This is a genomic window from Comamonas composti DSM 21721 (genome assembly GCF_000429845.1).
Lineage (GTDB): Bacteria > Pseudomonadota > Gammaproteobacteria > Burkholderiales > Burkholderiaceae_C > Comamonas > Comamonas composti.
Map to the genome: position 1 here is coordinate 36,688 of NZ_AUCQ01000018.1, position 23,425 is coordinate 60,112.

The 23,425-nt window shown below is 64.3% G+C and carries 18 protein-coding genes and 1 other RNA gene; 11 read left to right on the forward strand and 8 right to left on the reverse strand.

Annotated features, from left to right (window positions below):
• Nucleotides 1-242: 242 nt before the first annotated feature.
• Entirely contained in the window at nucleotides 243-2,300 is a 2,058-nt protein-coding gene (ppk1, locus tag G486_RS0112395) for a polyphosphate kinase 1 (protein WP_027015829.1), read from the forward strand.
• 237 nt (nucleotides 2,301-2,537) lie between these two features.
• Here the strand turns inward: ppk1 and G486_RS0112400 are convergent, their stop codons facing one another.
• Nucleotides 2,538-4,031: a Ppx/GppA phosphatase family protein gene (locus G486_RS0112400; protein ID WP_027015830.1), complete on the reverse strand. Its 1,494-nt coding sequence runs from the start codon at nucleotides 4,029-4,031 to the stop codon at nucleotides 2,538-2,540.
• A gap of 254 nt (nucleotides 4,032-4,285) precedes the next feature.
• Between G486_RS0112400 and pstS the strand changes: the two genes are divergently transcribed.
• The 7 genes from pstS (at nucleotide 4,286) to phoR (ending at nucleotide 11,276) form a co-directional block, all read left to right on the forward strand.
• Entirely contained in the window at nucleotides 4,286-5,326 is a 1,041-nt protein-coding gene (pstS, locus tag G486_RS0112405; RefSeq protein WP_027015831.1) for a phosphate ABC transporter substrate-binding protein PstS, read from the forward strand.
• A gap of 184 nt (nucleotides 5,327-5,510) precedes the next feature.
• The gene (gene pstC, locus G486_RS0112410; protein WP_027015832.1) at nucleotides 5,511-6,449 is read left to right on the forward strand and encodes a phosphate ABC transporter permease subunit PstC; all 939 of its coding nucleotides are present in this window, start codon (nucleotides 5,511-5,513) and stop codon (nucleotides 6,447-6,449) included.
• 23 nt (nucleotides 6,450-6,472) lie between these two features.
• Nucleotides 6,473-7,336 carry a phosphate ABC transporter permease PstA gene (gene pstA, locus G486_RS0112415; protein WP_034387530.1) on the forward strand — a complete coding sequence of 288 codons (864 nt, stop codon included), beginning with the start codon at nucleotides 6,473-6,475 and terminating at the stop codon, nucleotides 7,334-7,336.
• A 33-nt stretch (nucleotides 7,337-7,369) separates the two neighbouring features.
• Complete coding sequence (gene pstB / locus G486_RS0112420) at nucleotides 7,370-8,152, forward strand: phosphate ABC transporter ATP-binding protein PstB (protein WP_027015834.1); 783 nt, start codon at nucleotides 7,370-7,372, stop codon at nucleotides 8,150-8,152.
• Between the two features lie 137 nt (nucleotides 8,153-8,289).
• The gene (phoU, locus tag G486_RS0112425) at nucleotides 8,290-8,991 is read left to right on the forward strand and encodes a phosphate signaling complex protein PhoU (protein ID WP_027015835.1); all 702 of its coding nucleotides are present in this window, start codon (nucleotides 8,290-8,292) and stop codon (nucleotides 8,989-8,991) included.
• Nucleotides 8,992-9,009: 18 nt separating this feature from the next.
• Entirely contained in the window at nucleotides 9,010-9,705 is a 696-nt protein-coding gene (gene phoB, locus G486_RS0112430; RefSeq protein ID WP_027015836.1) for a phosphate regulon transcriptional regulator PhoB, read from the forward strand.
• 224 nt (nucleotides 9,706-9,929) lie between these two features.
• Nucleotides 9,930-11,276: a phosphate regulon sensor histidine kinase PhoR gene (phoR, locus tag G486_RS0112435; protein WP_027015837.1), complete on the forward strand. Its 1,347-nt coding sequence runs from the start codon at nucleotides 9,930-9,932 to the stop codon at nucleotides 11,274-11,276.
• 24 nt (nucleotides 11,277-11,300) lie between these two features.
• Here phoR and G486_RS0112440 read toward each other — a convergent pair whose 3' ends face one another.
• From G486_RS0112440 to trxA, 5 genes are all read right to left on the reverse strand, one after another.
• The gene (locus G486_RS0112440) at nucleotides 11,301-12,653 is read right to left on the reverse strand and encodes an MATE family efflux transporter (RefSeq protein WP_027015838.1); all 1,353 of its coding nucleotides are present in this window, start codon (nucleotides 12,651-12,653) and stop codon (nucleotides 11,301-11,303) included.
• A complete protein-coding gene (locus G486_RS0112445) occupies nucleotides 12,650-14,377 on the reverse strand; it encodes a hypothetical protein (protein WP_027015839.1) in 1,728 nt (575 codons plus the stop codon). The genes G486_RS0112440 and G486_RS0112445 overlap by 4 nt, the downstream gene beginning before the upstream one ends.
• A gap of 241 nt (nucleotides 14,378-14,618) precedes the next feature.
• A complete protein-coding gene (locus G486_RS0112450; protein ID WP_027015840.1) occupies nucleotides 14,619-14,864 on the reverse strand; it encodes a type B 50S ribosomal protein L31 in 246 nt (81 codons plus the stop codon).
• Between the two features lie 237 nt (nucleotides 14,865-15,101).
• Nucleotides 15,102-16,364, reverse strand: coding sequence for a transcription termination factor Rho (rho, locus tag G486_RS0112455; protein ID WP_027015841.1), 1,263 nt, complete (start codon nucleotides 16,362-16,364; stop codon nucleotides 15,102-15,104).
• A gap of 322 nt (nucleotides 16,365-16,686) precedes the next feature.
• Nucleotides 16,687-17,019 (reverse strand): thioredoxin TrxA, encoded by a 333-nt coding sequence (gene trxA / locus G486_RS0112460; RefSeq protein ID WP_027015842.1) that lies wholly within the window; start codon nucleotides 17,017-17,019, stop codon nucleotides 16,687-16,689.
• Between the two features lie 248 nt (nucleotides 17,020-17,267).
• On the opposite strand from trxA, the gene G486_RS22215 reads away from it, so the two are divergent.
• Both G486_RS22215 and G486_RS0112470 read left to right on the forward strand, forming a co-directional pair.
• Nucleotides 17,268-18,626: a TIGR03862 family flavoprotein gene (locus tag G486_RS22215; RefSeq protein ID WP_051303475.1), complete on the forward strand. Its 1,359-nt coding sequence runs from the start codon at nucleotides 17,268-17,270 to the stop codon at nucleotides 18,624-18,626.
• Nucleotides 18,627-18,810: 184 nt separating this feature from the next.
• Nucleotides 18,811-20,454 carry an ABC-F family ATP-binding cassette domain-containing protein gene (locus tag G486_RS0112470; RefSeq protein ID WP_027015843.1) on the forward strand — a complete coding sequence of 548 codons (1,644 nt, stop codon included), beginning with the start codon at nucleotides 18,811-18,813 and terminating at the stop codon, nucleotides 20,452-20,454.
• On the opposite strand, the gene G486_RS0112475 is transcribed toward G486_RS0112470, so the two are convergent.
• The gene (locus tag G486_RS0112475; RefSeq protein WP_027015844.1) at nucleotides 20,445-20,921 is read right to left on the reverse strand and encodes a GNAT family N-acetyltransferase; all 477 of its coding nucleotides are present in this window, start codon (nucleotides 20,919-20,921) and stop codon (nucleotides 20,445-20,447) included. The genes G486_RS0112470 and G486_RS0112475 overlap by 10 nt on opposite strands.
• 112 nt (nucleotides 20,922-21,033) lie before the next feature.
• Nucleotides 21,034-21,129: signal recognition particle sRNA small type (ffs, locus tag G486_RS23580), an RNA gene on the reverse strand.
• Nucleotides 21,130-21,222: 93 nt separating this feature from the next.
• Between ffs and dnaX the strand changes: the two genes are divergently transcribed.
• Entirely contained in the window at nucleotides 21,223-23,415 is a 2,193-nt protein-coding gene (dnaX, locus tag G486_RS0112485) for a DNA polymerase III subunit gamma/tau (protein WP_027015845.1), read from the forward strand.
• The last annotated feature ends 10 nt before the right edge of the window (nucleotides 23,416-23,425 follow it).

Here is a 23,425-nt window from a genome sequence, read left to right on the forward strand (position 1 = left end):
CGGCCCCTGTCCTCATGCCTCAGATACTCCCGCAGACCGTGACAGGTGAATCTGCGCCTGCTGCTTCTTCTTCTCTTTCGAACTTGCACCGACTCGAGGCAGAACCGATTACTTTGCGATCAGCCTCCGAGGCTGCGGAGCAGCAGGCTATGCTTGCGCTGCTACAACAAAGTCCGGCCCCGGCGATGGCTGGTTCTTCTGCGATGACTGAACTCACCGTCGGCCCGGCTCTGCTGGCAGACATGCCCGCAGACCGCGAACTGCAACAACTGCTGGACCGCGATCAATCGATACTGGCTTTCAACGAGCGCGTGCTTGACTGGGCTGTGCGCGAGGACGTTCCCTTGCTCGAGCGCCTGCGCTATCTGTGCATCGTCTCGTCCAATCTTGACGAATGGTTCGAGGTGCGCTGTGCTCCCCATGTCACAGCGGCCAAGGCCGGGCCTGCCAGGGGCCTGTATTCGCAGGAAAGTTTTCGCTTGCTCATGGACAAGGCCCATAAGCTGGTGACCAGCCAGTACCAGCTCTACAACCAGTCGCTGCGGCCGGCCTTCGCAGCCCAGGGCATTCGCGTGGTTTCGCATGGCGAGCGCAGCAGCGCCCAGCGCAAATGGGTCAGCGAATACTATCTGCGCGAAGTCCAGCCCCTGCTCATGCCCGTGGGGCTGGATCCTTCCCATCCCTTTCCGCAGGTGGCCAACAAGGCGCTGAACTTCATCGTGCGCCTCAAGGGTGTGGATGCGTTTGGTCGCGCCAACGAAGTGGCCATCGTCAAGGTGCCGCGCGCCCTGCCGCGACTGGTGCGCCTGCCCGAGAGGATTGCGAACAACAAGCGCCTGTTCGTGAGCATTTCCAGCATTGTGCGAGCCCATCTCGATGAGCTGTTCCCGGGGCGTGAGGTCGCCGAGTTCGCGCAGTTCCGCGTCACGCGCCATTCGGACCTGGCGGTGGACGAGGCCGATGTCAGCGATCTGCGCATGGCACTGCGCCAGGGCCTGCACCATCGCCACTACGGCCAGGCCGTGCGCCTGGAGGTCTCTTTCGACTGCTCACCCATGCTGTCCGAGCTGCTGCTCGAACAGTACGGCCTGCCCGAGGAGGCCTTGTTCCGCGTGCGCGGGCCCGTGAACCTGGTGCGCCAGTCCCAGCTCGTGGATCTGGTGGACGATCCGCGGCTGCTGTTTCCGCCCTGGCGCCCCGCATGGCCGCATCAATTGCAGCCCGGACGCTCGGTCATGGCCCAGATGCGCAAGCGCGACATTCTGATCCACCAGCCTTTCGAGAGCTTCGAGGGCGTGCTCGAGCTGCTGCGCGAGGCCGTGAACGACCCCCAGGTGCTGGCCATCAAGCAGACCATCTACCGCACGGGCTCGGATTCGGAAATCATGCAGTTGCTGGCCGAGGCCGTGCGCCGGGGCAAGGAAGTCATGGCCGTGCTGGAGCTCAAGGCGCGCTTCGACGAAGAGGCCAACATCAACTCGGCCGAGAAGCTGGAGGCCCTGGGCGCCCAGGTCGTCTACGGCGTGCTGGGCCTCAAGACCCATGCCAAGATGCTGCTCATCACGCGCCGCGACCGGCGCAGCGGGCGGCTCAAGCGCTACGGCCATTTGTCCACGGGCAACTACAACGTGCGCACGGCGCGGCTGTACACCGACATCAGCCACCTGACCTGCGACGAGGAGATCACGGTCGACATGGATGCGGTGTTCAGCCACCTGTCCAGCCACAACCGCCTGCCCAGGCTCAACCGCCTCATCCTGGCGCCGTTTCATCTGCACGAGCAGATGCTGGTGCTGATCGGTCAGGTCGCACAGGCTGCGCGCCAGGGCGAGCATGCGCGCATCGTGCTCAAGATGAACTCGCTCACCGACGAGCCTTTGATCCGTGCCCTCATCGAGGCCGGGCGCCAGGGCGCGCGCATCGACCTCATCGTGCGCGGCGCCTGCATGCTGCCGGCCCAGCGCGCGGGCTGGACCGAGAACATCCGCGTGCGCTCCATCATCGGCCGCTTCCTCGAGCATCCGCGGGTGTTTTACTTCGGCTGGGGAGAGCATGAGGAGCTGCTGCTGTCCAGCGCCGACTGGATGAACCGCAACATGGTGCGGCGCGTGGAGCTGGCCTGGCCGGTGCTCGATGCCGAGCTGCGCCAGCAGGTCATAGATGAATGCCTGGTGGCCTATCTGCACGACGACCGCGATGCCTGGACCCTGGAGGCCGACGGCAGCTATGCCCGTCCGCGCAAGCCCACCACGGGCCTGGGTGCGCAGAATGCGCTCATGGAACGCTACGGTCCGCAGTAGGCTTTTGCTATTGAATTGGAAGCTGGAAGCGCTATTCCATCAAGCGCTTCCAGCTTTTTGATGGATGATTAAGCCGCATTTGAGCGGGGGCTGCCTGGGCTGGCCGTGGCGCTGTCTTGCGAACCAGACCTTGATGGCGCGGCACAAAAGTTCGTGCGGTCCAACTCAGTGACGCCGAGCAAGAACCGCCTCGCGGCGGGGGCGTCGTCCCCCTTCAGGGGAAGGCGGCAAAGCCGCTCAGAGCGTGTTCAATTTCAATTCCAGAGTCCAGGGCGTCTTGTGCCAGGCCGCAGCCTCGGTACGCAGCAGCTGGGCCGACTGCGGATAGTTGCGTGCCCAGTCGGCAGGGGCCTTGAGCACGCAGGTATTGCCCTGGCGCTGCAGGCTCATGTGCTGCAGGTCGGGGTCACGGTGCGCATGGCACAACTGCACGGCCAGGCGCAGGGCCAGCAGGGGCCAGGCCACGGCCGGGTCTTCGAGAGCGCCTTCGAGCTTGCGCAGCTTGCCCTGGTGGCCCAGCACGAGCTGGCTGATGCGTGTGCGCAATTGCAGCGGCCAGGTCGCGGCACTGCAATGGGCGGTGATGTAGGCTCCGTGGCGGTGGTAGGCACTGAGCGAGATGCGCATGCCGATTTCGTGCAGGCAGGCAGCGGTCTCCAGTGCGTGCAGTGACCAGGCATCGCCGGGCTCGGATTCGCGGGCCATGGCCAGCCAGGCCCAGGTGGCGGTCTTGCGCACGCGGCGTGCATGCGTGGTGTCTATGCCGAAATCGTGCTGCAGGGCCGAGATCTCTGCGGCCTCGCGGTCCGCCGGAGGCTCGTGGGCCTGCAGGTCATGGAGTACGCCCTGGCGCAAGGCGCCTTGCGCGATTTCGAGCTCTCCTATGCCCAGCAGACGGGTGGCGGCGATCAGAACGCTCAGGCCTCCCGCGATCACGGGGCGGCGATCTTCCTTGAGACCGGGGAGCTTGATGCGGTCCACATGGCCGGCCTGCAGCAACTGCTCGTGCAGCCAGCCCAGTCCTGCCGGCGTCACCGTCTTGCCGTCCTGGCCGTTGGCCGAGAGCAGATCGCCCACGGCATTGGCCGTGCCCGAGGAGGCATAGGCGCGGTCCCAGGTGTTTTGCGGATAGGCCGATACGGCCTGGGCCAGGGCCTGCTCCGCAGCCTTGATGGCCGCCGAAAAGCGCTGGCTGCTCAACTGACCATCGGCAAAGAACTGGTTGCTCCAGGCCACGCTGCCTATCGGGTAGGACGCTACCTGGCGTGTGCTGGCCTGCTCGCCGATGATGATTTCCGTGGAGCGTCCGCCGATGTCCACCACCAGGCGGCGCTCCTGCGAGGGCGGCAGCAGGCTGGCCACGCCGCGGTAGATCAGGCGGGCTTCTTCCTCGCCTGCAATGACCTCAATGGGAAAGCCCAGAAGTTCGCTGCCTCGGCGGATGAATTGTTCGCGGTTCAAGGCTTCGCGCAGGGTTTGCGTGGCGACGGCGCGCACCTGCTCGGGCGCGAATCCGGCAAGGCGTTCGCCGAAGCGGGCCAGGCACTCCCAGCCGCGCTCCATGGCCGGGCGCGTGAGCTCCTGCTGCTCGTTGAGCCCGTTGCCCTGGCGCACGGTTTCCTTGAGGTATTCCACGCGCTCTATGCGCTGATGGGAGCCTACGCGCCCGATTTCGAGGCGAAAGCTGTTGGAGCCAAGGTCGACGGCAGCGAGCAGGGAGTGAGGGACCATGAGGTGAGAGCCGATCAAAAAACATGGAACGCAGCGCCAGGCCGCAACTTGCGGGCAGGCCAGGGGCTGGCGTTGCAAGACAGAGTATGTGTGAAGGGAGGTACACCCTAGAAGCCTATTGTGACACTGCCATGTCAGTCGCCCGGTCGCGGCATGGGGCAAAGATATGACGCAATTCATGGATGTCATCTCTCTGTCACAAAGCATTCTTACATTCCACTCATCGCATTTTTTCAACCCCAAGAGGTCTGTTCATGAAGTTGTCTGTGATTCGTATTCTGGTGGCGGGTGCTGTGTCGGCTGGTGGGCTGGGTCAGGCGCTGGCCCAGGAAGAAGCAACAGGCGCAGGCGCCAGCTTCCCGGCTCCGCTGTACTCCAAGTGGGCGGCCGACTACCACAAGGCCACGGGCGTCAAGATCAACTACCAGTCGGTAGGTTCCAGCGCCGGCATCAAGCAAATCGATGCCAAGACCGTGGACTTCGGTGCTTCGGACGAGCCTCTGAAGGACGAGGAGCTGGCCAAGAAGGGACTGGTGCAGTTCCCCACCGTGATCGGCGGCATCGTGCCCGTGGTCAACATCAAGGGCGTGCAGCCCGGTCAGCTCAAGCTCAACGGCCAGGTGCTCGGCGACATCTACCTGGGCAAGATTGCCAAGTGGAACGATGCTGCCATCAAGGCACTGAACCCCGGCCTGGACCTGCCCGATGCCGCCATTGCTCCCGTGCGCCGCGCCGACGGCTCGGGCACGACCTTCGGCTTCACCAACTACCTGTCCAAGGTCAATGCCGAGTGGAAGGAAAAGGTTGGCGAAGGCAAGGCCGTGAACTGGCCCACGGGCACCGGCGGCAAGGGCAATGAGGGCGTGGCCGCCTTCGTGGGCCGTCTGCCCAACTCCATCGGCTATGTGGAGTACGCCTACGTCAAGCAAAACAAGCTGTCCTATGCGCAGATGCAGGCCGCCGACGGCAGCTTTGTGGAGCCGGATGACAGCGCCTTCAAGGCTGCCGCTGCAGGTGCCGACTGGACCAAGAGCTTCTACCAGATCCTGACCAACCAGGGCGGCAAGGGCGCCTGGCCGATTACCTCGGCGACCTTCATCGTGATGCACAAGACCCAGGACAAGCCTGCCCAGGCTGCGGCGGCGCTGAAGTTCTTCGACTGGGCCTACAAGTCCGGCGACAAGACCGCTGCCGAGCTCGACTATGTGCCCATGCCCGGTGCCGTGAAGAACGTGATCCTCCAATCCTGGACTCAGATCAAGGATGCTTCGGGCAACGCGATCGCGATCAAGTAATCTCCATGCACGACAAGGCGTCAGAAGGTCAGCCGGCTTGACCTTCTGACGCCTGCATTCATTTCCCACTCTGAGAACAAAGGCGTTTAGCGTGTCCACAACGTCGCCATCGAGTTCCCTGGCTGCTGCCCCCAAGACAATGGAAAGTGCCCAGCGACACCCCCCCTCTCCGCTGCGTCCCCCGATGTTTTCCGGACGGCTCGCGGATCGTCTGTTCGGGCTTCTCGCCCGTAGTGCCGCCTGGCTCACGCTGGGTCTGCTGCTGGCCATCATGATCTCGCTGCTGTTCGGCGCCTGGCCCGCGATACGCGAATACGGCCTGAGCTTTCTGTGGCGCAGCGTTTGGGATCCCGTAAAGGATGAGTACGGCGGCCTGGTCATGATTTACGGCACGCTGGCCACTTCGGCGATTGCGCTGGTGATTGCCGTGCCCGTGAGCTTTGGCATTGCGCTCTTTCTCACCGAGCTGTCCCCGGCCTGGCTCAAGCGCCCTCTGGGTACGGCCATCGAGCTGCTGGCTGCCGTGCCCTCCATCGTCTATGGCATGTGGGGGCTGATGGTGTTCGGTCCCGTGCTTGCCACCTATGTGCAGCAGCCGTTGCAGTCCCTGTTCGACGGCGTGCCCTATCTGGGCGCCTTTGTCTCGGGGCCGCCCGTGGGCATAGGGATTCTGTCGGCCGGCATCATCCTGGCGATCATGATCATTCCCTTCATTGCCTCGGTGATGCGCGACGTGTTCGAGGTCACACCGGCCCTGCTCAAGGAGTCGGCCTATGGCCTGGGCTCCACGACCTGGGAAGTGGTCTGGAAGGTGGTCCTGCCCTATACCAAGACCGGCGTGCTCGGCGGCGTGATGCTTGGGTTGGGCCGCGCCCTGGGCGAGACCATGGCCGTGACCTTTGTGATCGGCAACATGAACCAGCTGAGCTCCCTGTCGGTATTCGAGGCGGCCAACAGCATTACCTCGGCCCTGGCCAATGAGTTTGCCGAGGCCGGCGAAGGCCTGCACCAGGCATCGTTGATCTACCTGGGGCTGGTGCTGTTCTTCATCACCTTCGTGGTGCTTTGCGGCTCCAAGGTCTTGCTCAATCGTCTGCAGAAAAACGAAGGGGCACGCTCGTGAACCAGGCTACAACTTCCGCAGCCATGATTGCTGCAGCTGAACTCGCCCGCCAGCGCCAGGCCAAGTACGCCAAGCGCAAGCGTCTCAATCTGCTGGCCCTGACCCTGTCGCTGATGGCCATGGGCTTTGGTGTGTTCTGGCTGATCTGGATTCTCTGGGAAACCATCCACCAGGGCCTGGGCGGCCTGAGCCTGGCGCTGTTCACCCAGATGACGCCGCCGCCCAACGAGGATGGCGGGATTGCGAATGCCATCATGGGCTCGCTGCTCATGGTCGCCCTGGCCACCTTCATAGGCACGCCCGTGGGCGTGATGGCCGGCATCTACCTGGCCGAATACGATGCGCGCGGCTGGCTGGCGCGCACCACGCGCTTCGTCAACGACATTCTGCTGTCGGCGCCCTCCATCGTCATCGGTCTGTTCGTCTATGCGGTGGTCGTGGCGCGCTTCAAGAGCTTCTCCGGCTATGCCGGGGTGGTGGCGCTGGCGCTGCTCGTGATTCCGGTGGTGATCCGCACCACGGAGAACATGCTGGTGCTGGTGCCGGCGAGCCTGCGCGAGGCCGCCTATGCACTGGGCACGCCCAAGTGGCGGGTCATCAGCATGGTCACGCTGCGCGCGGCGCGCGCGGGGGTGATTACGGGCGTGCTGCTGGCCGTGGCGCGTATCGCGGGAGAAACCGCTCCGCTGCTGTTCACGGCGCTGAACAACCAGTTCTGGAACGCGGACATGTCCAAGCCCATGGCCAGCCTGCCGGTGACGATCTTCAAGTTCGCCATGAGCCCTTACGAGAACTGGCAGCAACTGGCCTGGGCCGGTGTGTTCCTGATTACCGTGGCCGTGCTCGGTCTCAATATTCTGGCCCGTGTGCTGACACGCCAAAAATAAATGCTGCAAGCAATGAACAAGGACAACCACGCAATGACTGCGAAGACCTCCTCCATGCCGACTTCCTCCAAGCTGGCCGTGCGCGACCTGAACTTCTACTACGGCAAGTTCCACGCCTTGAAGGGCATCAATCTCGATATTCCTGAAAAGAAGGTCACGGCCTTCATCGGCCCCTCGGGTTGCGGCAAGTCCACCTTGCTGCGCACCTTCAACCGCATGTTCGAGCTTTACCCCGAGCAGCGCGCCGAAGGCCAGATTTTGCTCGACGGCGAGAACCTGCTCACGAGCAAGCAGGATGTGGCTCTGATCCGCGCCAAGGTCGGCATGGTGTTCCAGAAGCCCACACCGTTTCCTATGTCGATCTACGACAACATCGCCTTTGGCGTGAAGCTGTTCGAGAACCTCGGTGCCTCGGACATGGACGATCGCGTGGAATGGGCGCTGCGCAAGGCTGCGCTGTGGAACGAGGTCAAGGACAAGCTGCAGCAAAGCGGCTCGGGCCTGTCCGGCGGCCAGCAGCAGCGTCTGTGCATTGCGCGCGGGATTGCGATCAAGCCCGAGGTGCTGCTGCTCGACGAGCCCTGCTCGGCCCTGGACCCGATCTCCACGGCCAAGATCGAGGAGCTGATCGCCGAGCTCAAGAACGACTACACCGTGGTCATCGTCACGCACAACATGCAGCAGGCTGCGCGCTGCAGCGACTACACGGCCTATATGTACCTGGGTGATCTCGTGGAGTTCGGCGATACCGAGCAGATGTTCTTCAAGCCCCAGCGCCGCGAGACCGAGGATTACATCACCGGTCGGTTCGGCTGAAGTGACGCCCCCTGAGTCGCCTTCGGCGCCTGCCCCTAGGGGGACGACAAGTGGCGCTGTGCCGGCTTCGAGCGCTGCGAGCGGGATGCCGGGGCTGGTCGCCAGGGTGATCGGGTAACTGAAAAGGATTTATTGCAATGACGGAAAAACATTTGTCCAGCCAGTTCGACAGCGAACTCAACCGCGTCTCGGCCCGCGTGATGGAGCTTGGCGGCCTGGTCGAATCCCAGATACGCCAGGCGGTGTATGCGCTCTCGCGTTTCAGCATCGAGGCCGTGGAGCAGGTGGACGCGGCCGAGAAGCGCGTGAATGCGATGGAGGTCGAGATCGACCATGAGCTGTCCTCCATCATCGCCAGGCGCCAGCCTACGGCCCGTGACCTGCGCCTGCTGATCGCCTTCTCCAAGGCCACGGCCAACCTGGAGCGCATGGGCGACGAGGCGCACAAGATGGCGCGCATGGTCAAGTCCATCATAGAAAGCGGCGCTGCCCGCTCCCTGCCCACGGGTGATCTGCGTGTGGCTGCGGAGATGGCTTCGGGCCTGCTGCGCAAGACGCTGGATGCGTTTGCGCGTCTGGACACCAAGGCCGCCGTGGACATCCTCAAGGAAGACGATCTGATCGATGAGGAGTTCGACGGCTTTGTGCGCAAGCTCATCACCTACATGATGGAAGATCCGCGTACCATTTCGGCCAGCCTGGACCTGCTGTTCATGGCCAAGGCCATAGAGCGCATCGGCGATCACTCCAAGAACGTGGCCGAGCTCATCATCTATCTGGTCGAGGGCAAGGATGTGCGCCACCAGACCATGGATGCCATCGAATCGGCAGTGCTTTGAGCAGGAGGCGGTAAGCGGATGAAGAAGATGCCCATGATCCTCATCGTCGAGGATGAACCGGCGATTGCCGAGCTGATCGCAGTCAATCTGCGGCATAACGGCTTTACGCCCGTTTGGGCCGAGGACGGTGAGTCGGCGCAGCGCGAACTCGATGCCGTGCTGCCCGATGTCATCTTGCTCGACTGGATGTTGCCGGGTACAAGCGGCTTGCAGCTGGCGCGCAAATGGCGCTCCGAGGGACGCACCAAGAGCGTGCCCATCCTCATGCTCACGGCGCGCGGCGACGAGCCCGACAAGGTCGCAGGCCTGGATGCGGGCGCGGACGACTACATCACCAAGCCCTTTTCCACCCAGGAGCTGCTGGCGCGCATACGCGCCGTGCTGCGTCGGCGTGCGCCCGAGCAGATCCAGGACAAGGTCAGCATAGGCGAGCTGGTGCTCGATGCCGCAGCCCACAGGGTCAGCTGGCAGGGCGACATGCTCAAGGTCGGGCCCACGGAGTTCAAGCTGCTGCACTTCATGATGAAGCACCCCGAACGCGTGCACAGCCGGGCCCAGTTGCTGGACAAGGTCTGGGGCGACCATGTGTTCATCGAAGAGCGCACGGTGGACGTGCACGTCAAGCGCCTGCGCGAGGCCCTGGGCGTGGCCGGGACTGTGATCGAGACCGTGCGCGGCGCGGGCTACAGGCTGAGCGCCCAGGCGCTGGCCTGACAGGGCGCTTGTTCCAAAATCCGATCAAATGATGCGTTTTTCGGCTGCGCTGCTGGCACCTGTGCTGCTTGCGCAGCGTCCTCGCGTACTCTATTGATTTGGAGATGGAATCAGGACAAGACAAGAAACAGCCACGCATGGCCTTGAGGACATGCGTGGCTGTTGCGGTATAGGTGGCGGGTTCAACGCAAAAAGGCGTCAACATGGGGTGGCGAGGTTTTCGTCTGCTGGCTTCCCAGATTCTGGGTGCGGTGCTGGCATGGGTGTTGTGGAGCAGGGTCAGCAAGGATTCCAGCCTGGCCTGGCAAGCGGTGGTGGCCTTGCTCGGCGCCTGGCTTGCCGGCTGGATCTGGTGGGCCGTGGACAGCTGGAATGCGGGGCGTTTGCTGGCCTGGCTGCGCCAGTCCGAGCTCGGCAATGCGCCCGAGCTCTCTGGCGTCTGGGGTGAGGCCGGCGTGCGCATGCGCCGCTGGCTGCGCCAGAGCGTGCACCAGGTGCAGCAGGGCGACCAGCGATTGAACGACATTCTTTCGGCGCTGCAGGCCAGCCCGAATGGCGTGGTGTTGCTCGATGCCGAAAACCGGATCGAGTGGTGCAACCAGATCGCGGCGCGCCAGTTCGGCTTCGATGCCGAACGCGATCTGCTGCAAAGCATTGGCAACTTGGTGCGCGACCCTGAATTCAGCGCCTATTTCGCGGCCCAGGATTTCTCCGGCGATCTGCTCATGCAGGGCCGTGAAAGCACGCCCTCGCGGCCCGTCAGGCTCTCGGTGCAGCTCTACGGCTATGGCGAAGGGCGCAAGCTGCTGCTGGCCCGCGATGTGACGGCGCTGGAGCAGGCCGAGGCCATGCGCCGCGACTTTGTGGCCAATGTCTCGCATGAGATCCGCACGCCCCTGACCGTGCTCTCGGGCTTTGTCGAGACCTTGCAGAACCTGCCCCTGGACGCAGCCGAGCGCAACCGCTATCTGGGTCTCATGGCCCAGCAGGCCGAGCGCATGCAGCACCTGGTCGAGGACTTGCTGACTCTCTCGCGCCTTGAGGGCAGCCCCTTGCCCAGCAGCAAGGACTGGGTGTGCGTGGCCCAGTTGCTGCAGCGCTGCGAAGACGAGGCCCGGGGTCTGTCGGTGATGCTTACGCGCAAGCAGGCTCTGCCGCATGTGCTGACTTTTCCGTCGCCCGAAGCGCTGGCCGAGGTTGGCGATGTGGCCGGCTCCAGTGCGGAGCTGCAAAGCGCATTCTCCAACCTGCTCGCGAATGCCATGCGCTATACGCCTGCAGGCGGGCGCATCGATGTGAGCTGGAGCATGCTGGCGGATGGTTCGGCCCGTTTTGCGGTCAAGGACTCGGGCCCGGGCATAGATCCCAAGCATGTGGCCAGGCTGACCGAGCGCTTTTACCGGGTCGATCACAGCCGCTCGCGCGATACCGGCGGCACGGGCCTGGGGCTGGCCATCGTCAAGCATGTGCTGCAGCGCCATGGCGCCAAGCTCAGTGTTTCCAGCGTTCAGGGCCAGGGTTCGGAGTTCGCGGTCACCTTTCCGCCAAGCCGCTTGCGAGGCCTGTCCTGAGATCGCAAACACGTTCTCAGAACACTAGGCTTGCGGCTCGGGGCGTGTGACGCGCCGCACGAGCGCGCTCATCACGGCCGCCGTGAGCAGCAGGGCCATGGCGCTGCTGATCCAGAACGGGGCCGGGGTGGTACGTGCGACCCAGCCGGGCAGATCGCCTGCCTCATAGGCCAGCCAATAGCCGCCGCCCAGGCCGCCGCCCCACAGCAGCAGGCAGTAAACCAGCAGTGGAGCCACGGTGATGCGCCAGCAGCGCAGCACGAACAGGCAAAAGGTCTGCACGGCATCGGCCACGTGGTAGAGCGCCACCCAGGCCAACAGGGCTGCGCCGAGCTCCACCAGTTGCGGGCTCTGGCTGTAAAAGCCTGCAATCTGAAAGCGGCCCAGAAAGACGATGGCTGCCAGGCTCAGGGCCATGAGCAAGGCCAGCCGATAACCCATGGCGGCCAGGCGTCTGGCCATGGCCTCGTCACCTGCGCCGCGCCAAAAGCCGATGCGGGCGCTGGTGGCGATTGCCAGGGACAGGGGCACCATATAGCAAAAGGCCGTGAGGTTGGCTGCGATCTGGTGCGAGGCCGAGGCCAGCGTTCCCTGGCGTGCCACGAACAAGGCCATGAGCGTGAACGAGGTGATCTCCACGAGAATCGCCAGGCCTGCAGGAATGCCCTGGCGTGCAAAATCCGCGAGCAGCCTGAAGTCCGGCCTCTCCATGGGGCGCCACAGGTCCAGCGGCGCATAGAGCGCATGGCTGCGCATGAGCACCAGGGCTATGCCGAGCATGGCGTAGTTCACACAGACCGTGGCCCAGGCACAGCCGGCCAGGCCCAGGGTCGGCATGCCTGCGCCGCCAAAGCTCAGCCAGATGGACAGGGGAATCTTGATCAGCAGCGAAAACAGCTGCAGCCAGGTGACGAGCTTGGGCCGGCCCAGCGCCTGATTGAGCGTGCTATAGATGCGAAACAGCAGGGCTGCGGGCAGGCCCCAGGCGAGTATGGCCAGATAGTGCTTGACCTCGGCCTGGAGCTCGGGCGGCACCCGCGTCCATTGCAATGCCATGTCGGGGGACAGCAGCAGGCCCATGCCGAGCACGCAGGCTGCGGCGCACAGGTACATGGCCTGGCGCAGCGAGCGCCCTATGGCCTGGGGCTGGTTGGCGCCATGCTGTTCGGCCCACAGCGGCAGCAGGGCCTGAAACACCCCCATGAGCGAGACATAGACGCTGATGAAGACCGCCGCCCCCACGGACAGGGCGGCAAGCGCCTGCTCGGAGTAATGACTGGCGACCAGGGTGTCGGTCATGCCAAAGGCCATGACGGCCATTTGCCCGGCCAGCACGGTCAGAGCATGACGGGCAATCGTGAGGCGCTCCTGCTTCACGGGGTCACGGGGGTGCGGCTCTGGTTCTTGCGGCGCAGCACGAGCAGGAAGTCATGGCGGTCCGTGGGGCGGACCACTTTGGCGACCAGCTCCCAGGCCTCGGGCTGGCGCGGCTTGTGGTTCCAGTAGTACTGCTCGGCCACGAGCCAGTCGCAGCCGGGCCTGTCATGCACCTCATAGCGCAAGGTGTCCACATCGCCGTAATAGCGCAGGGCCGCGATATGGGCGCGCGTGAGCCCGTAGGTGTGCACGCAGCGCGTGTCCGCAGGCATCTGGGCCAGGACGCGGCCTATCTGCGGCTCCAGGCTCAGGCCGTGGTCCAGCAGGGGCAGCCACAGCGTCATCAGCAGAATCCAGCCCAGGGTGGCGCCGCTGGCCGGCAGCACCAGGCTTTTCCAGATGGCTGCGCGGTTGCGTGCGCTGCGCCAGACCACGAGAACCACCCAGCCCGCCGTGGCGGCCAGGGCCACGGCAAAGGCAATCAGCGAGAAGCCGGGAACGAACTGGGGCGCGAGGCGCGCAACATTGGCGGCCGGCTTGGCGGGAAAGCCGGTCTGCACGGCCAGCCAGATGACCCAGATGGCAATTGCCGAGGCGCTGAAGAACAGCAAGGTGAACCAGTCGATGAGCGAGCCTATGCTGCGCTTGAGCGTGGGCAGCGCAAACGCCGCAAGTGTTGCGGTCGCGGGCAGGCCCAGCAGCAGGGCGCGGTCCGCCGGCAGGGAACTCACGGTGGCGGCCACGGCCACGCCTGCAAACCACAGCGGCAGGGCCAGGTGCGGGTGGTGCAACGGGCGCGCGATCTGGCGCCGCCAGACCCACAGCGTCCACAGGGTCAGGGGCCAGGCCGGCCAGCCAAACCACAGAAACAACCGCATCAGGCTTTGCCATTGCTTGGCATTGCTCTCATTGACCAGGCGCCAGACCCATTCATCGAGCAGCCAGGCCAGGGCGGCAGCGGCCAGTGTGACCAGCAGCCAGGCCAGAGCCCAGAGCCTGGCCTTGGCGGGTGCCTGCTCGTCATCGCCCCAGCTGCGCAGGAACAGGGCCAGAAAGCTGCAGCCCAGCCCCAGCAGGAGGGCCATGGTCGGGGCGCCGCTGAGCGCCAGGCCCGGCAGGCCTATGAGCAGGCCCATGGCCGCAAGCCGGCCGTGGTAGGGCATGGTGGCAAAGGCGAAGAACAGCAACGCGGTAAAGCCCAGCTGAGGCAGATAGCTGGAGGTCTCGTGGGACAGCTGGGCCAGGCCCAGGCAGGCCACCAGGGCCAGCAGGCCGCCATCGGCCATGGCGCGCGCATAGTCCGTGGTCTGGGCCTCGCCGCCGAAGGCAAATGCCACGGGGCGCGCCCCGGGTGTGCGCGCCAGATAGTAGACGCCCCACCAGGTGGCCATGAGCGTGAGTGCGAGCAAGGCCATGAAGGGCAGGCGGCTGGCGATCTCGGGGCTGAACCAGGAAGGGGCGGCCTTGAGCGCCAGAGCGCCCAGCCAGTAGGGCAAAAGCCCCTCGGACTCGGGCGCCAGGCCCGAGAGCCTGGGCGCAAGCCAGGAGGTGTGGCCCAGCGCCAGCTCGCGCATGTAGCCAAAGCCCTCCATGTCGGCCATGCGCCAGGGGGAGCGGCCCACGAAGCCGGGCACGATATAGGCAAGGCACAGCAGCAGCAGCGACCAGCGCGGCAGGCGGCGCACGGCGCTTTGGGCAACGATGGCGGGATTGGGCTGGTTCACTGGAAAAACAAGAAGACGACGGATGAGAGAAAACCGCTGGTCTGCCTGAGGGGGCTAATTGAAAACAGGAGCTGCTAGCGCTTGCTGTGTCTCGAATTGAAGCCAGTTAAATACTGAAATGCTTATGTAGCAAGCGCAAGCAGCTCTCTTTTTTGAAGCCCCTCAAAGGCAGGCCCAGTAAAACAAAAGGCAGCACGGTTGCCCGGCTGCCCTTGTACCTTTCCGGTGCGAGAAGCGAAGATTACTTCTTGCCGAAACGGTTGCGGAAGCGCTCCACGCGGCCGCCCATGTTGTCCACCGACTTTTGCGTGCCCGTGTAGAAGGGGTGCGATTCGGAAGACGTATCGAGCTTGAACAGAGGATATTCCTTGCCTTCGAAGGTTTCGGTTTCCTTGGTGTTCACGCAGGAGCGGGTCACGAACTTGAAGCCGTTGGACAGGTCGGCGAACAGCACTTCGCGGTAGTTGGGGTGAATGCCTTCTTTCATGGTCTTCCCTTTTTATTCAGGTGCGACAGCCGTGCCTGACCCGCTGCAACCCTTGTAGCGGTTCAAATCAAGCATACTTTCCGCAGGAAAAAAGCCCTGCATTATGACACGGCCCAAGGCCGGCAGCAAATCGGGGGTCAAGGTCAGGGCCTTTGGCAGCGCCCGCCATGCAAAACGCCTCGCGGATGCGAGGCGTTTTCAAATCTTCTGCGCGGTCCGGCCGGCAGGGGGCTGGGATCAGCCGCCGCGGCGCATCATGTCGAAGAAGTCCACATTCGTCTTGGTGGCCTTCATGTTCTTGATCATGAGCTCCATGGATTCGATCTCGTCCATGTTGTACATGAACTGACGCAGAATGCGCGTCTTTTGCAGGATCTCGGGTGCGAGCAGCAGCTCTTCGCGGCGCGTGCCGCTCTTGTTGAGCTCGATGGCAGGGAACACGCGCTTTTCATAGAGGCGGCGGTTCAGGTGCAGTTCGCTGTTGCCCGTGCCCTTGAATTCTTCAAAGATCACTTCGTCCATGCGGCTGCCGGTATCGACCAGGGCCGTGGCGATGATGGTCAGCGAGCCGCCTTCTTCCACATTGCGCGCGGCGCCGAAGAAGCGCTTGGGGCGCTGCAGGGCGTTGGAGTCCACGCCGCCCGACAGCACCTTGCCGGAGCTGGGCACGACGTTGTTGTAGGCGCGGGCCAGACGCGTGATGGAGTCCAGCAGGATGACCACGTCCTTGCCAAGCTCGACCAGGCGCTTGGCGCGCTCGATCACCATCTCGGCCACGTGCACGTGGCGGGTGGCGGGCTCGTCGAAGGTGGAGGCAATGATCTCGCCCTTGACCGAGCGCTGCATCTCGGTCACTTCTTCAGGGCGCTCGTCCACCAGCAGCACCATCATGTGCACATCGGGATAGTTGGCCGTGATGGCGTGGGCAATGCTTTGCATCATCATGGTCTTGCCGCTCTTGGGCGGAGCCACGATCAGGGCGCGCTGGCCGCGACCTATGGGCGCGATGATGTCGATGATGCGGCCGGTGATGTTCTCCTCGCCCTTCATGTCGCGCTCCAGGCGCATTTGCACCTTGGGGAACAGCGGGGTCAGGTTCTCGAACAGCACCTTGTGCTTGTTTTGCTCGGGCGGGCCGCCGTTGACGGAGTCGAGCTTGGTCAGTGCAAAGTAGCGCTCGCCGTCCTTGGGTGTGCGCACCTCGCCTTCGATCATGTCGCCGGTGTGCAGGTTGAACCGCCTCACCTGGCTGGGCGAGATGTAGATGTCGTCCGTACTGGCCGTGTAGCTGGTGTCGGGGCTGCGCAGAAAGCCGAAGCCGTCGGGCAGGATTTCCAGCACGCCGTCGGCAAAAACTTGTTCGCCGGCCTTGGCGCGCTTTTTGATGATGGCAAACATCAGCTCCTGCTTGCGCATGCGGCCGACGTTCTCGATCTCAAGCGCTTCGGCCTGCTTCAGGACTTCAGACACATGGAGTGCCTTGAGTTCATTAAGGTGCATGAAGTAACTCCAGAACGGAGTAGAAAGAAACCAGGGGGAAGGCGGTAGGCCAGGTGAAACACCGCGGATGCGGGCTGGCATGCCTGAGGATTTCAGCGCGGCCTTTGATGCAAGAGGCCGGCGATGGCGGGGATTATGACAGGAAAAATCCCGAAGGTCACATGGATTTTTGAAGCAGGAGCCCATGAGGGCCGGGGTTTCCCATGAATCCCGGTACTTTGGGCTCTGTGCCACAACTGCCTTTTCGCAACTGCCTTTTGCTTGATCAAAGACCGGAGCCCGAATTTGATGGGCCGTCGGATTCAAGCCAGGCAGAGGGCATTCAGGCCAGGTGCTGGTCCAGAAATTCCGACAACTGGGTCTTGTTGAGGGCACCAACCTTGGTGGCTGCCAACTGGCCGTCCTTGAACAGCATCAGCGTGGGAATGCCGCGAATGCCGAACTTGGCAGGGATGCTGCGGTTCTCGTCCACGTTCATCTTGGCAATCGAGACCCGGCCTTTATAGGTCTCGGCAACCTCGTCGAGGATGGGGGCAATTGCCTTGCAGGGGCCGCACCATTCGGCCCAGTAGTCCACAAGCACCGTAGAGCCGGGTTGCAGCACATCGGTTTCAAAGCTTGCATCGGAGATGTGTTTGATCAAGTCGCTGGCCATTGAAATGTCCTTGAGTTCTGGAAAACAAAGGCGTGGCCTTGACCACGCTATCGGATCATTGTGACAGAAACCCCAGTCCTGCCGCGCTGTGTGGGTGCGGGCTTTTTGCTATGAACGCAATAGCTTGTGGAGCTGGTGGCTGCGGCTGTATCGGTGCCCGGGCACGAATGCAGAGTTTTTGGGCTCTTGTGTCGCCGGCCCTGCGTGGCCGATGTATTCTGCGCGCCCACCAGTGAATTGGAGATGCGATGCTCGCACAACGCCCTGACCAAGAACCGCAGCCGCCCGAACCAGATCCTGGGCGGGCGCCGCGCCATGCAAGCTGCGAAGTCGCCGTCATCGGCGCAGGGCCGGCCGGCCTGATGGCTGCCGAGCAACTGGCTGCCATGGGCTTGAAGGTTGCCTTGTTCGAGGCCAAGGCCTCGGCAGGGCGCAAGTTCCTGATGGCCGGCAAGGGCGGACTCAATCTCACGCATTCGGAAGAGCGGACGGCCTTTGTCGCGCGCTATGGCGAGCGCAGCGCGCAGGTCGCAGCCTGGCTTGAAGCCTTTGGCCCCGAAGAGCTGCGCGCATGGGCCAAAGGCCTGGGCGTGGAGACCTTTGTGGGCAGCTCGGGCCGGGTCTTTCCTTCGGACATGAAGGCTGCGCCGCTGCTCAGGTCATGGCTGGTGCGCCTGCGCAGCCAGGGGGTGGCCATGCACATGCACCACCGCTGGCAGGGCTGGAGCGAGCAGGGCGATCTGCTGTTCGATAGCCCCCAGGGTCGCCTGGCCTTGCGCGCCCGGGCCGTGGTGCTGGCGCTTGGCGGCGGAAGCTGGGCACGTCTGGGCTCGGATGCGGCCTGGTTTTCCTGGCTGCAGCAGCGCGGTGTGGAGATGGCTGCGCTGGCGCCCGCCAACTGCGGCTTCGATGTGGGGCTGCCTGCGCAGGCCGGGGAGGCGAGCAGGCCTGCGCACCGGCCCGCACGCGGCTGGAGTACATATTTCGCACAGCGTTTTGCGGGCCAGCCCTTCAAGTCCGTGGCCTTGAGCTTCGATGATGGCCAGGGCTTTGGCTTTTCCCGCAAGGGCGAGTTCGTGGCCACGGCCACGGGTGTGGAGGGCAGCCTGGTCTATGCGGTCAGCGCCGCACTGCGCGACACCATCGGCCGCCAGGGCCAGGCCACTTTCGCGCTCGACCTGCTGCCCCAGGTGAGTCATGAACGCGTGCTCGCCGAGCTGCGCCACCCGCGCGGCTCGCGCAGCCTGGCCAGCCATCTCAAGAGCCGGCTCGGACTCGACGGCATCAAGGCCGGCGTGTTGCACGAAATGCTGGACAAGAGCGCCATGCAGGATTCCTTGCAGCTGGCCGCCGCCATCAAGGCCTTGCCAATCACCGTGGTCGCCCCCAGACCCATGGATGAGGCCATCAGCACGGCCGGCGGAGTGAGGCTGGAGGCGCTGGATGCGCAGGGCATGTGCAAGGCCCTGCCGGGAGTCTTCTGCGCGGGCGAAATGCTCGATTGGGAAGCGCCTACGGGCGGCTATCTGCTCACGGCCTGCTTTGCGAATGCCGTGCATGTGGCGCGCGGCGTGGGGCGCTATCTGGAAGTGGAAGGCGGCTGTTGATCCAGGCCCGTGCCGGGCTTGGCCTGGCAGGTCTGCGGGCTTAGATCGTGAACACGCTCTTATAATTGGCTGCTTTCGTATTCACCGAGGTATTCGACCCATGCGCTATTGATGCCGCCGTTGTTCCAACGGCCCAGCTCTTCCTCCCCACAACCTGGGGGTGTTATGGCTTTCCGGCATCGATATGACGAATACCTATCTCACGCTGCAAGGCGTTTCTCTGGCCCTGCCTCAGGGCAAGACACTTTTCTCCGATCTGCATGCGCAATTCGACCTGCGGCCCACGGGCCTGGTCGGGCGCAATGGCGTGGGCAAAAGCCTGCTGGCACAGATTCTTGCGGGCAAGATCCCACCCAGTGCAGGCCAGGTGCGGGGATCGGGGCAGGTGCATTACCTGTCCCAGCAGGTGATCTGCGAAAGTGCGACGGTGGCGGCCCTGGCAGGCGTGCAGGACGTGCTCGATGCACTGGGCCGCATAGAGGGTGGCAGCACGGCTGTCGCCGACTTCGAAGCCGTTGGTGATCGCTGGGACCTGCGGCAGCAGCTGAGGCAGACGCTGCAGGCCCAGGGGCTGGGGCATCTGGAGATGGAGTCTCCCGTGTCCGGGCTCAGCGGTGGCCAGGCCATGCGCGTGGCGCTGGCCGGGGCCTTGACCATGGATGCGGATTTTCTCATCCTCGACGAGCCCAGCAATCACCTGGATCGACCCGGCCGCGCTGTCTTGATCGAGCAGTTGCGCCACTGGTCTGCAGAGCGCGGCAAGGGGCTGCTGGTGATCAGCCACGACAGGGAGCTGCTGAACACCATGCAGCGCATCATCGAGCTGACAGCGCTGGGCCTGGACAGCTGGGGTGGCAATTACGACTTCTATGAGCAGGCCAAGGCCCGGCAAGTGGAGCATGCGACCGAACAGTTGCAGCAGGCCAGGCAGGAGCGCAAGCGCCAGCAGCATGCGCTGCGCGAGCAGCAGGAGCGCCAGCAAAGGCGCGAGGCACGCGGCAGACGCCAGGGGCAGGAGGCCAACCAGGCCAAGATCCTGCTGGACCGGCAGAAAGACCGCAGCCAGGGCACGGCCGGCAAGCTGGCCCTGCAGCAGCAGGCCCAGCGCGAGCAGCTCGATGCGCGTGTGCGTGAGGCTGCAGCGCTGCTGGAAGATGAACAGGCCATCGTGCTGCATGCACTGCCGCCACTGGCTGGCGGCTCCCGTACCGTGGCCGAGCTGGAGGCGGTGCGCCTGCCCTTCGTGTCCGGGGCTGAGCAGGCTGCGCACAGCGCGTTGAACCTGAGCCTGAGCACGGGTCAGCGTATCGGTGTGCTGGGGCCGAATGGCTGTGGCAAGACCACCTTGCTCAGGCTGCTCGCAGGCCGTATCCAGCCGCTCTCCGGCAAGTGCCGGCTTGTGGGACCAGGCGCTTATCTGGATCAGCAACTGGAGTCTTTGCCGCCTGAGCGCACGGTGCTGGAGTTGATGCAAGAGGCCAATGCCGCGCTGCCCGAGGCCGAGCTGCGCATGCGCCTGGCGCAATTGGGCCTGAATGCCCAAAAGCTGGCCCAGCCTTCAGGCCTGCTGAGTGGCGGCGAACGCCTGAAGGCTGGGCTGGCCTGTGCGCTGTATGCTGACCCGCCCGCGCAGATATTGCTGCTGGATGAGCCCAGCAACCATCTGGACCTGGTCTCGCAAAAGGCCTTGCAGCAGATGCTGGCCGGCTACCAGGGGTGCCTGGTGGTGGTCTCGCATGATGCGGTGTTCCTGGATGCGCTGCACCTGAGCCACCGGCTTGAGGCCACGAAGCAGGGCTGGGTGCTCGATGCCTGGCCTCAGGCTTGAGGCGCCGGGGCTTGGGTGACGAACTTCAGAAAGCGCTGGCCTTCGTAGATGATCTCTCCAGCGGGCGAGAATCCAAGTCTGGCCAGGCCCTGGGTGCGCACGCGACTTGGCGGCAGCAAGATGCTTACCGGGCCTATGCCCAGAGCGGACCTGTCGCGCATGAAGCTGCGAAAAATGCTGGCGCCCTGCCCCCAGTACTGAGGCAGCAGCACCAGGGCAAAGTCGGCCTCATCGCCTTCGCGCTGAAAGCCGCCCCAGCCCGCGAAGTGCCCATCGATGCGGATGGCGTGCGGACCGTAACCGCTCTCCTGCCACTGCGCATCCTTGGCCTTGGCCCAGTCGGCAACTGCGCTTTCACCCCAGCGGGTATCGGCCAGCGGCATGTGGCGGATCACGTCCGGGTGGTTGAGCAAAACCATCCAGTCCTTCACGGGGATCTCGGTAAAACAATGCAGGGAAAAGGCCATGGCCGATGGACTCTTGTTGGCGGGATGGCGCAGCAGCCGTGCGCAGCAGGATCAAGAGAGAGGGCTTTTGCTGGAAGACAGGTTCTTGCAGTTGAAGAACTTTCCAGTCAAAGGTGACGAGCCTTGCCTCGGCACTGGTTTCACAGTTAGGGCTGCTTGGTTCCCCACCTGACCCGGTTGGCCGCTTCCCCATGCGAGGAGGCCCGTCGCCGCGAATTATAGGCCCAATCGGCAAGGCCTCAGGCAGACAAAGGCCGTCATGCGGCGAAGACCCTTGTCCGGACCCGTAGAATCACCCCCCATGTCCTATCTCGTGCTGGCCCGCAAATACCGTCCCCGCAATTTCTCCGAAATGGTGGGGCAGGAGCATGTCGTTCAGGCCCTGACCAATGCCCTGACGCAGCAGCGGCTGCATCACGCCTATCTGTTCACGGGAACGCGTGGCGTGGGCAAGACCACGGTGTCGCGCATTCTGGCCAAGTCGCTCAACTGCCAGGGCGCCGATGGACAGGGCGGCATCACGGCCACGCCTTGCGGGGTCTGTGCAGCATGCACTGAAATCGATAGCGGACGCTTTCCCGACTACACGGAGCTGGATGCGGCCTCGAATCGCGGCGTGGACGAGGTCCAGGGTCTGCTCGAGCAGGCCGTCTACAAGCCGGTGCAGGGGCGCTTCAAGGTCTTCATGATCGACGAGGTGCACATGCTCACGAATACGGCCTTCAACGCCATGCTCAAGACGCTGGAGGAGCCACCCGAGTATCTGAAATTCGTGCTGGCCACCACCGATCCGCAGAAGGTGCCGGTCACCGTGCTGAGTCGCTGCCTGCAGTTCAACCTGCGGCCCATGGCCCCGGAGACCGTGTTCGAGCACCTGGGCCATGTGCTGCAAAGCGAGGCCATTGCGGCCGAGCCCCAGGCCCTGCGTCTGCTGTCGCGCGCGGCGCGCGGCTCCATGCGTGATGCGCTGTCGCTTACCGACCAGGCGATTGCCTTTGGCAGTGGCCAGCTTCAGGAAGCCCTGGTGCGCCAGATGCTGGGCAGCGTGGACCGCAGCCATGTGCTGCGGCTCATCGATGCGCTGGCGCGCGGCGATGGCGCCGTGGTCGTCGACACCGTCGAGCAACTGCGCCGCAATGGCCTGTCTGCGGCGTCCACGCTGGAAGAAATGTGTGCCGTGCTGCAGCGCATGGCCGTGCTCCAGGCCGTGCCGCAAATGGCGGCCGATGCCAGCGATCCCGATGCCGCCCAGATCGCACGCCTGGCCCGGCGCATGGCGCGTGACGAAACCCAGTTGCTCTACAGCATCTGCCTGCATGGCCGTGGAGAGCTGGGTCTGGCACCCGATGAGTATGCAGCCCTGACCATGGCGCTGCTGCGCCTGCTGGCCTTCAAGCCCCAGGGCGAGATGGAGCCCGCCGAGCCTTTGCCGGACCAACCCTTGGCTGATCCGGCCCAGGCTGAAAAAAAAACTCCTGAGCCCGCTGCAGCCCCCGCGCGCGCCGCAGTAGAGCCGATTGCTCCGCTGCCCGCGCCGGCGCCTGCCCAGGTGCAGACCGTGCCCGTACAGCCGCCACCTGTACAGCCACCACCCGTACAGCCGCCGCCAGTGCCCGGCCAGACTGCCGCAGCGTCTGAGATAACGCCCGGGATGAAGCCCGAGGCTGCGCCACTGCCCGAAAGCCCGCGTGTGCCGCCCGTGCATCCGCAGGCGGCCGAGCCCCGGGCTCCGGCTGTGGCGCGACCGCCTGTACCCGCCGAGCCGCAGGCCGAGGAATTGCCGCAAGCCCCGGCCGAGGCGCACACAGGCCTTGAGCAGAAAGCCTCTGAACAGCAGGCCGAGGAAGTGCAGGAGTCCGATGGTCCGCCCGACGACGGGGCCTGGGCTGGCATGCCCGACGAGGCCTGGACCGATGACGGACGCTGGGCCGAGGCCGAGGCATCCGAGAGCCTGCCGCCCATGCAGGGCGATGCCGGCGCGCAGTTCGGCTCCGGGCCGGATGCGAGGGCGGATGACTCGGTTGCGGCGCAGGCCGCAGAGCCCGCAGCGGCCATGGCCCGCGCTGCCGCGCGTGAGGCGCCCACGGTAGAGATCACGCCCGAAGGCGATATCTGGTTCGAGGTCGTGAACCAGCTGGTGCAGACCGAGGCCATTACGGCACTCGCGCGTCAGTTGGCCTTGCAGTCCCAGTTGCTGGCGCGTGCCGGCGATGCCTGGACGCTGTGCGTGGAAAGCGCCTCCCTGATCCAGCCCGGTGCGCGGGAGCGCCTGCGCGCGGCGCTGGAGGCCGCAGGCCATGCGTGCCAGCTGGAACTGGAGCAGGGCGCTGTCACCGACAGCCCCGCACGCCGGCTTGCCGTGGCCAACCACGAGCGCCAGCAGATTGCCGAGGACATCGTCCACAACCACCCCCGGATACGGGAGCTCATGCAAAAGCATGGCGCGAAAATCGTGCCTGGCAGCATCAAACCCGTGACCATCCAGTCTCATTGAGGCATTTGTT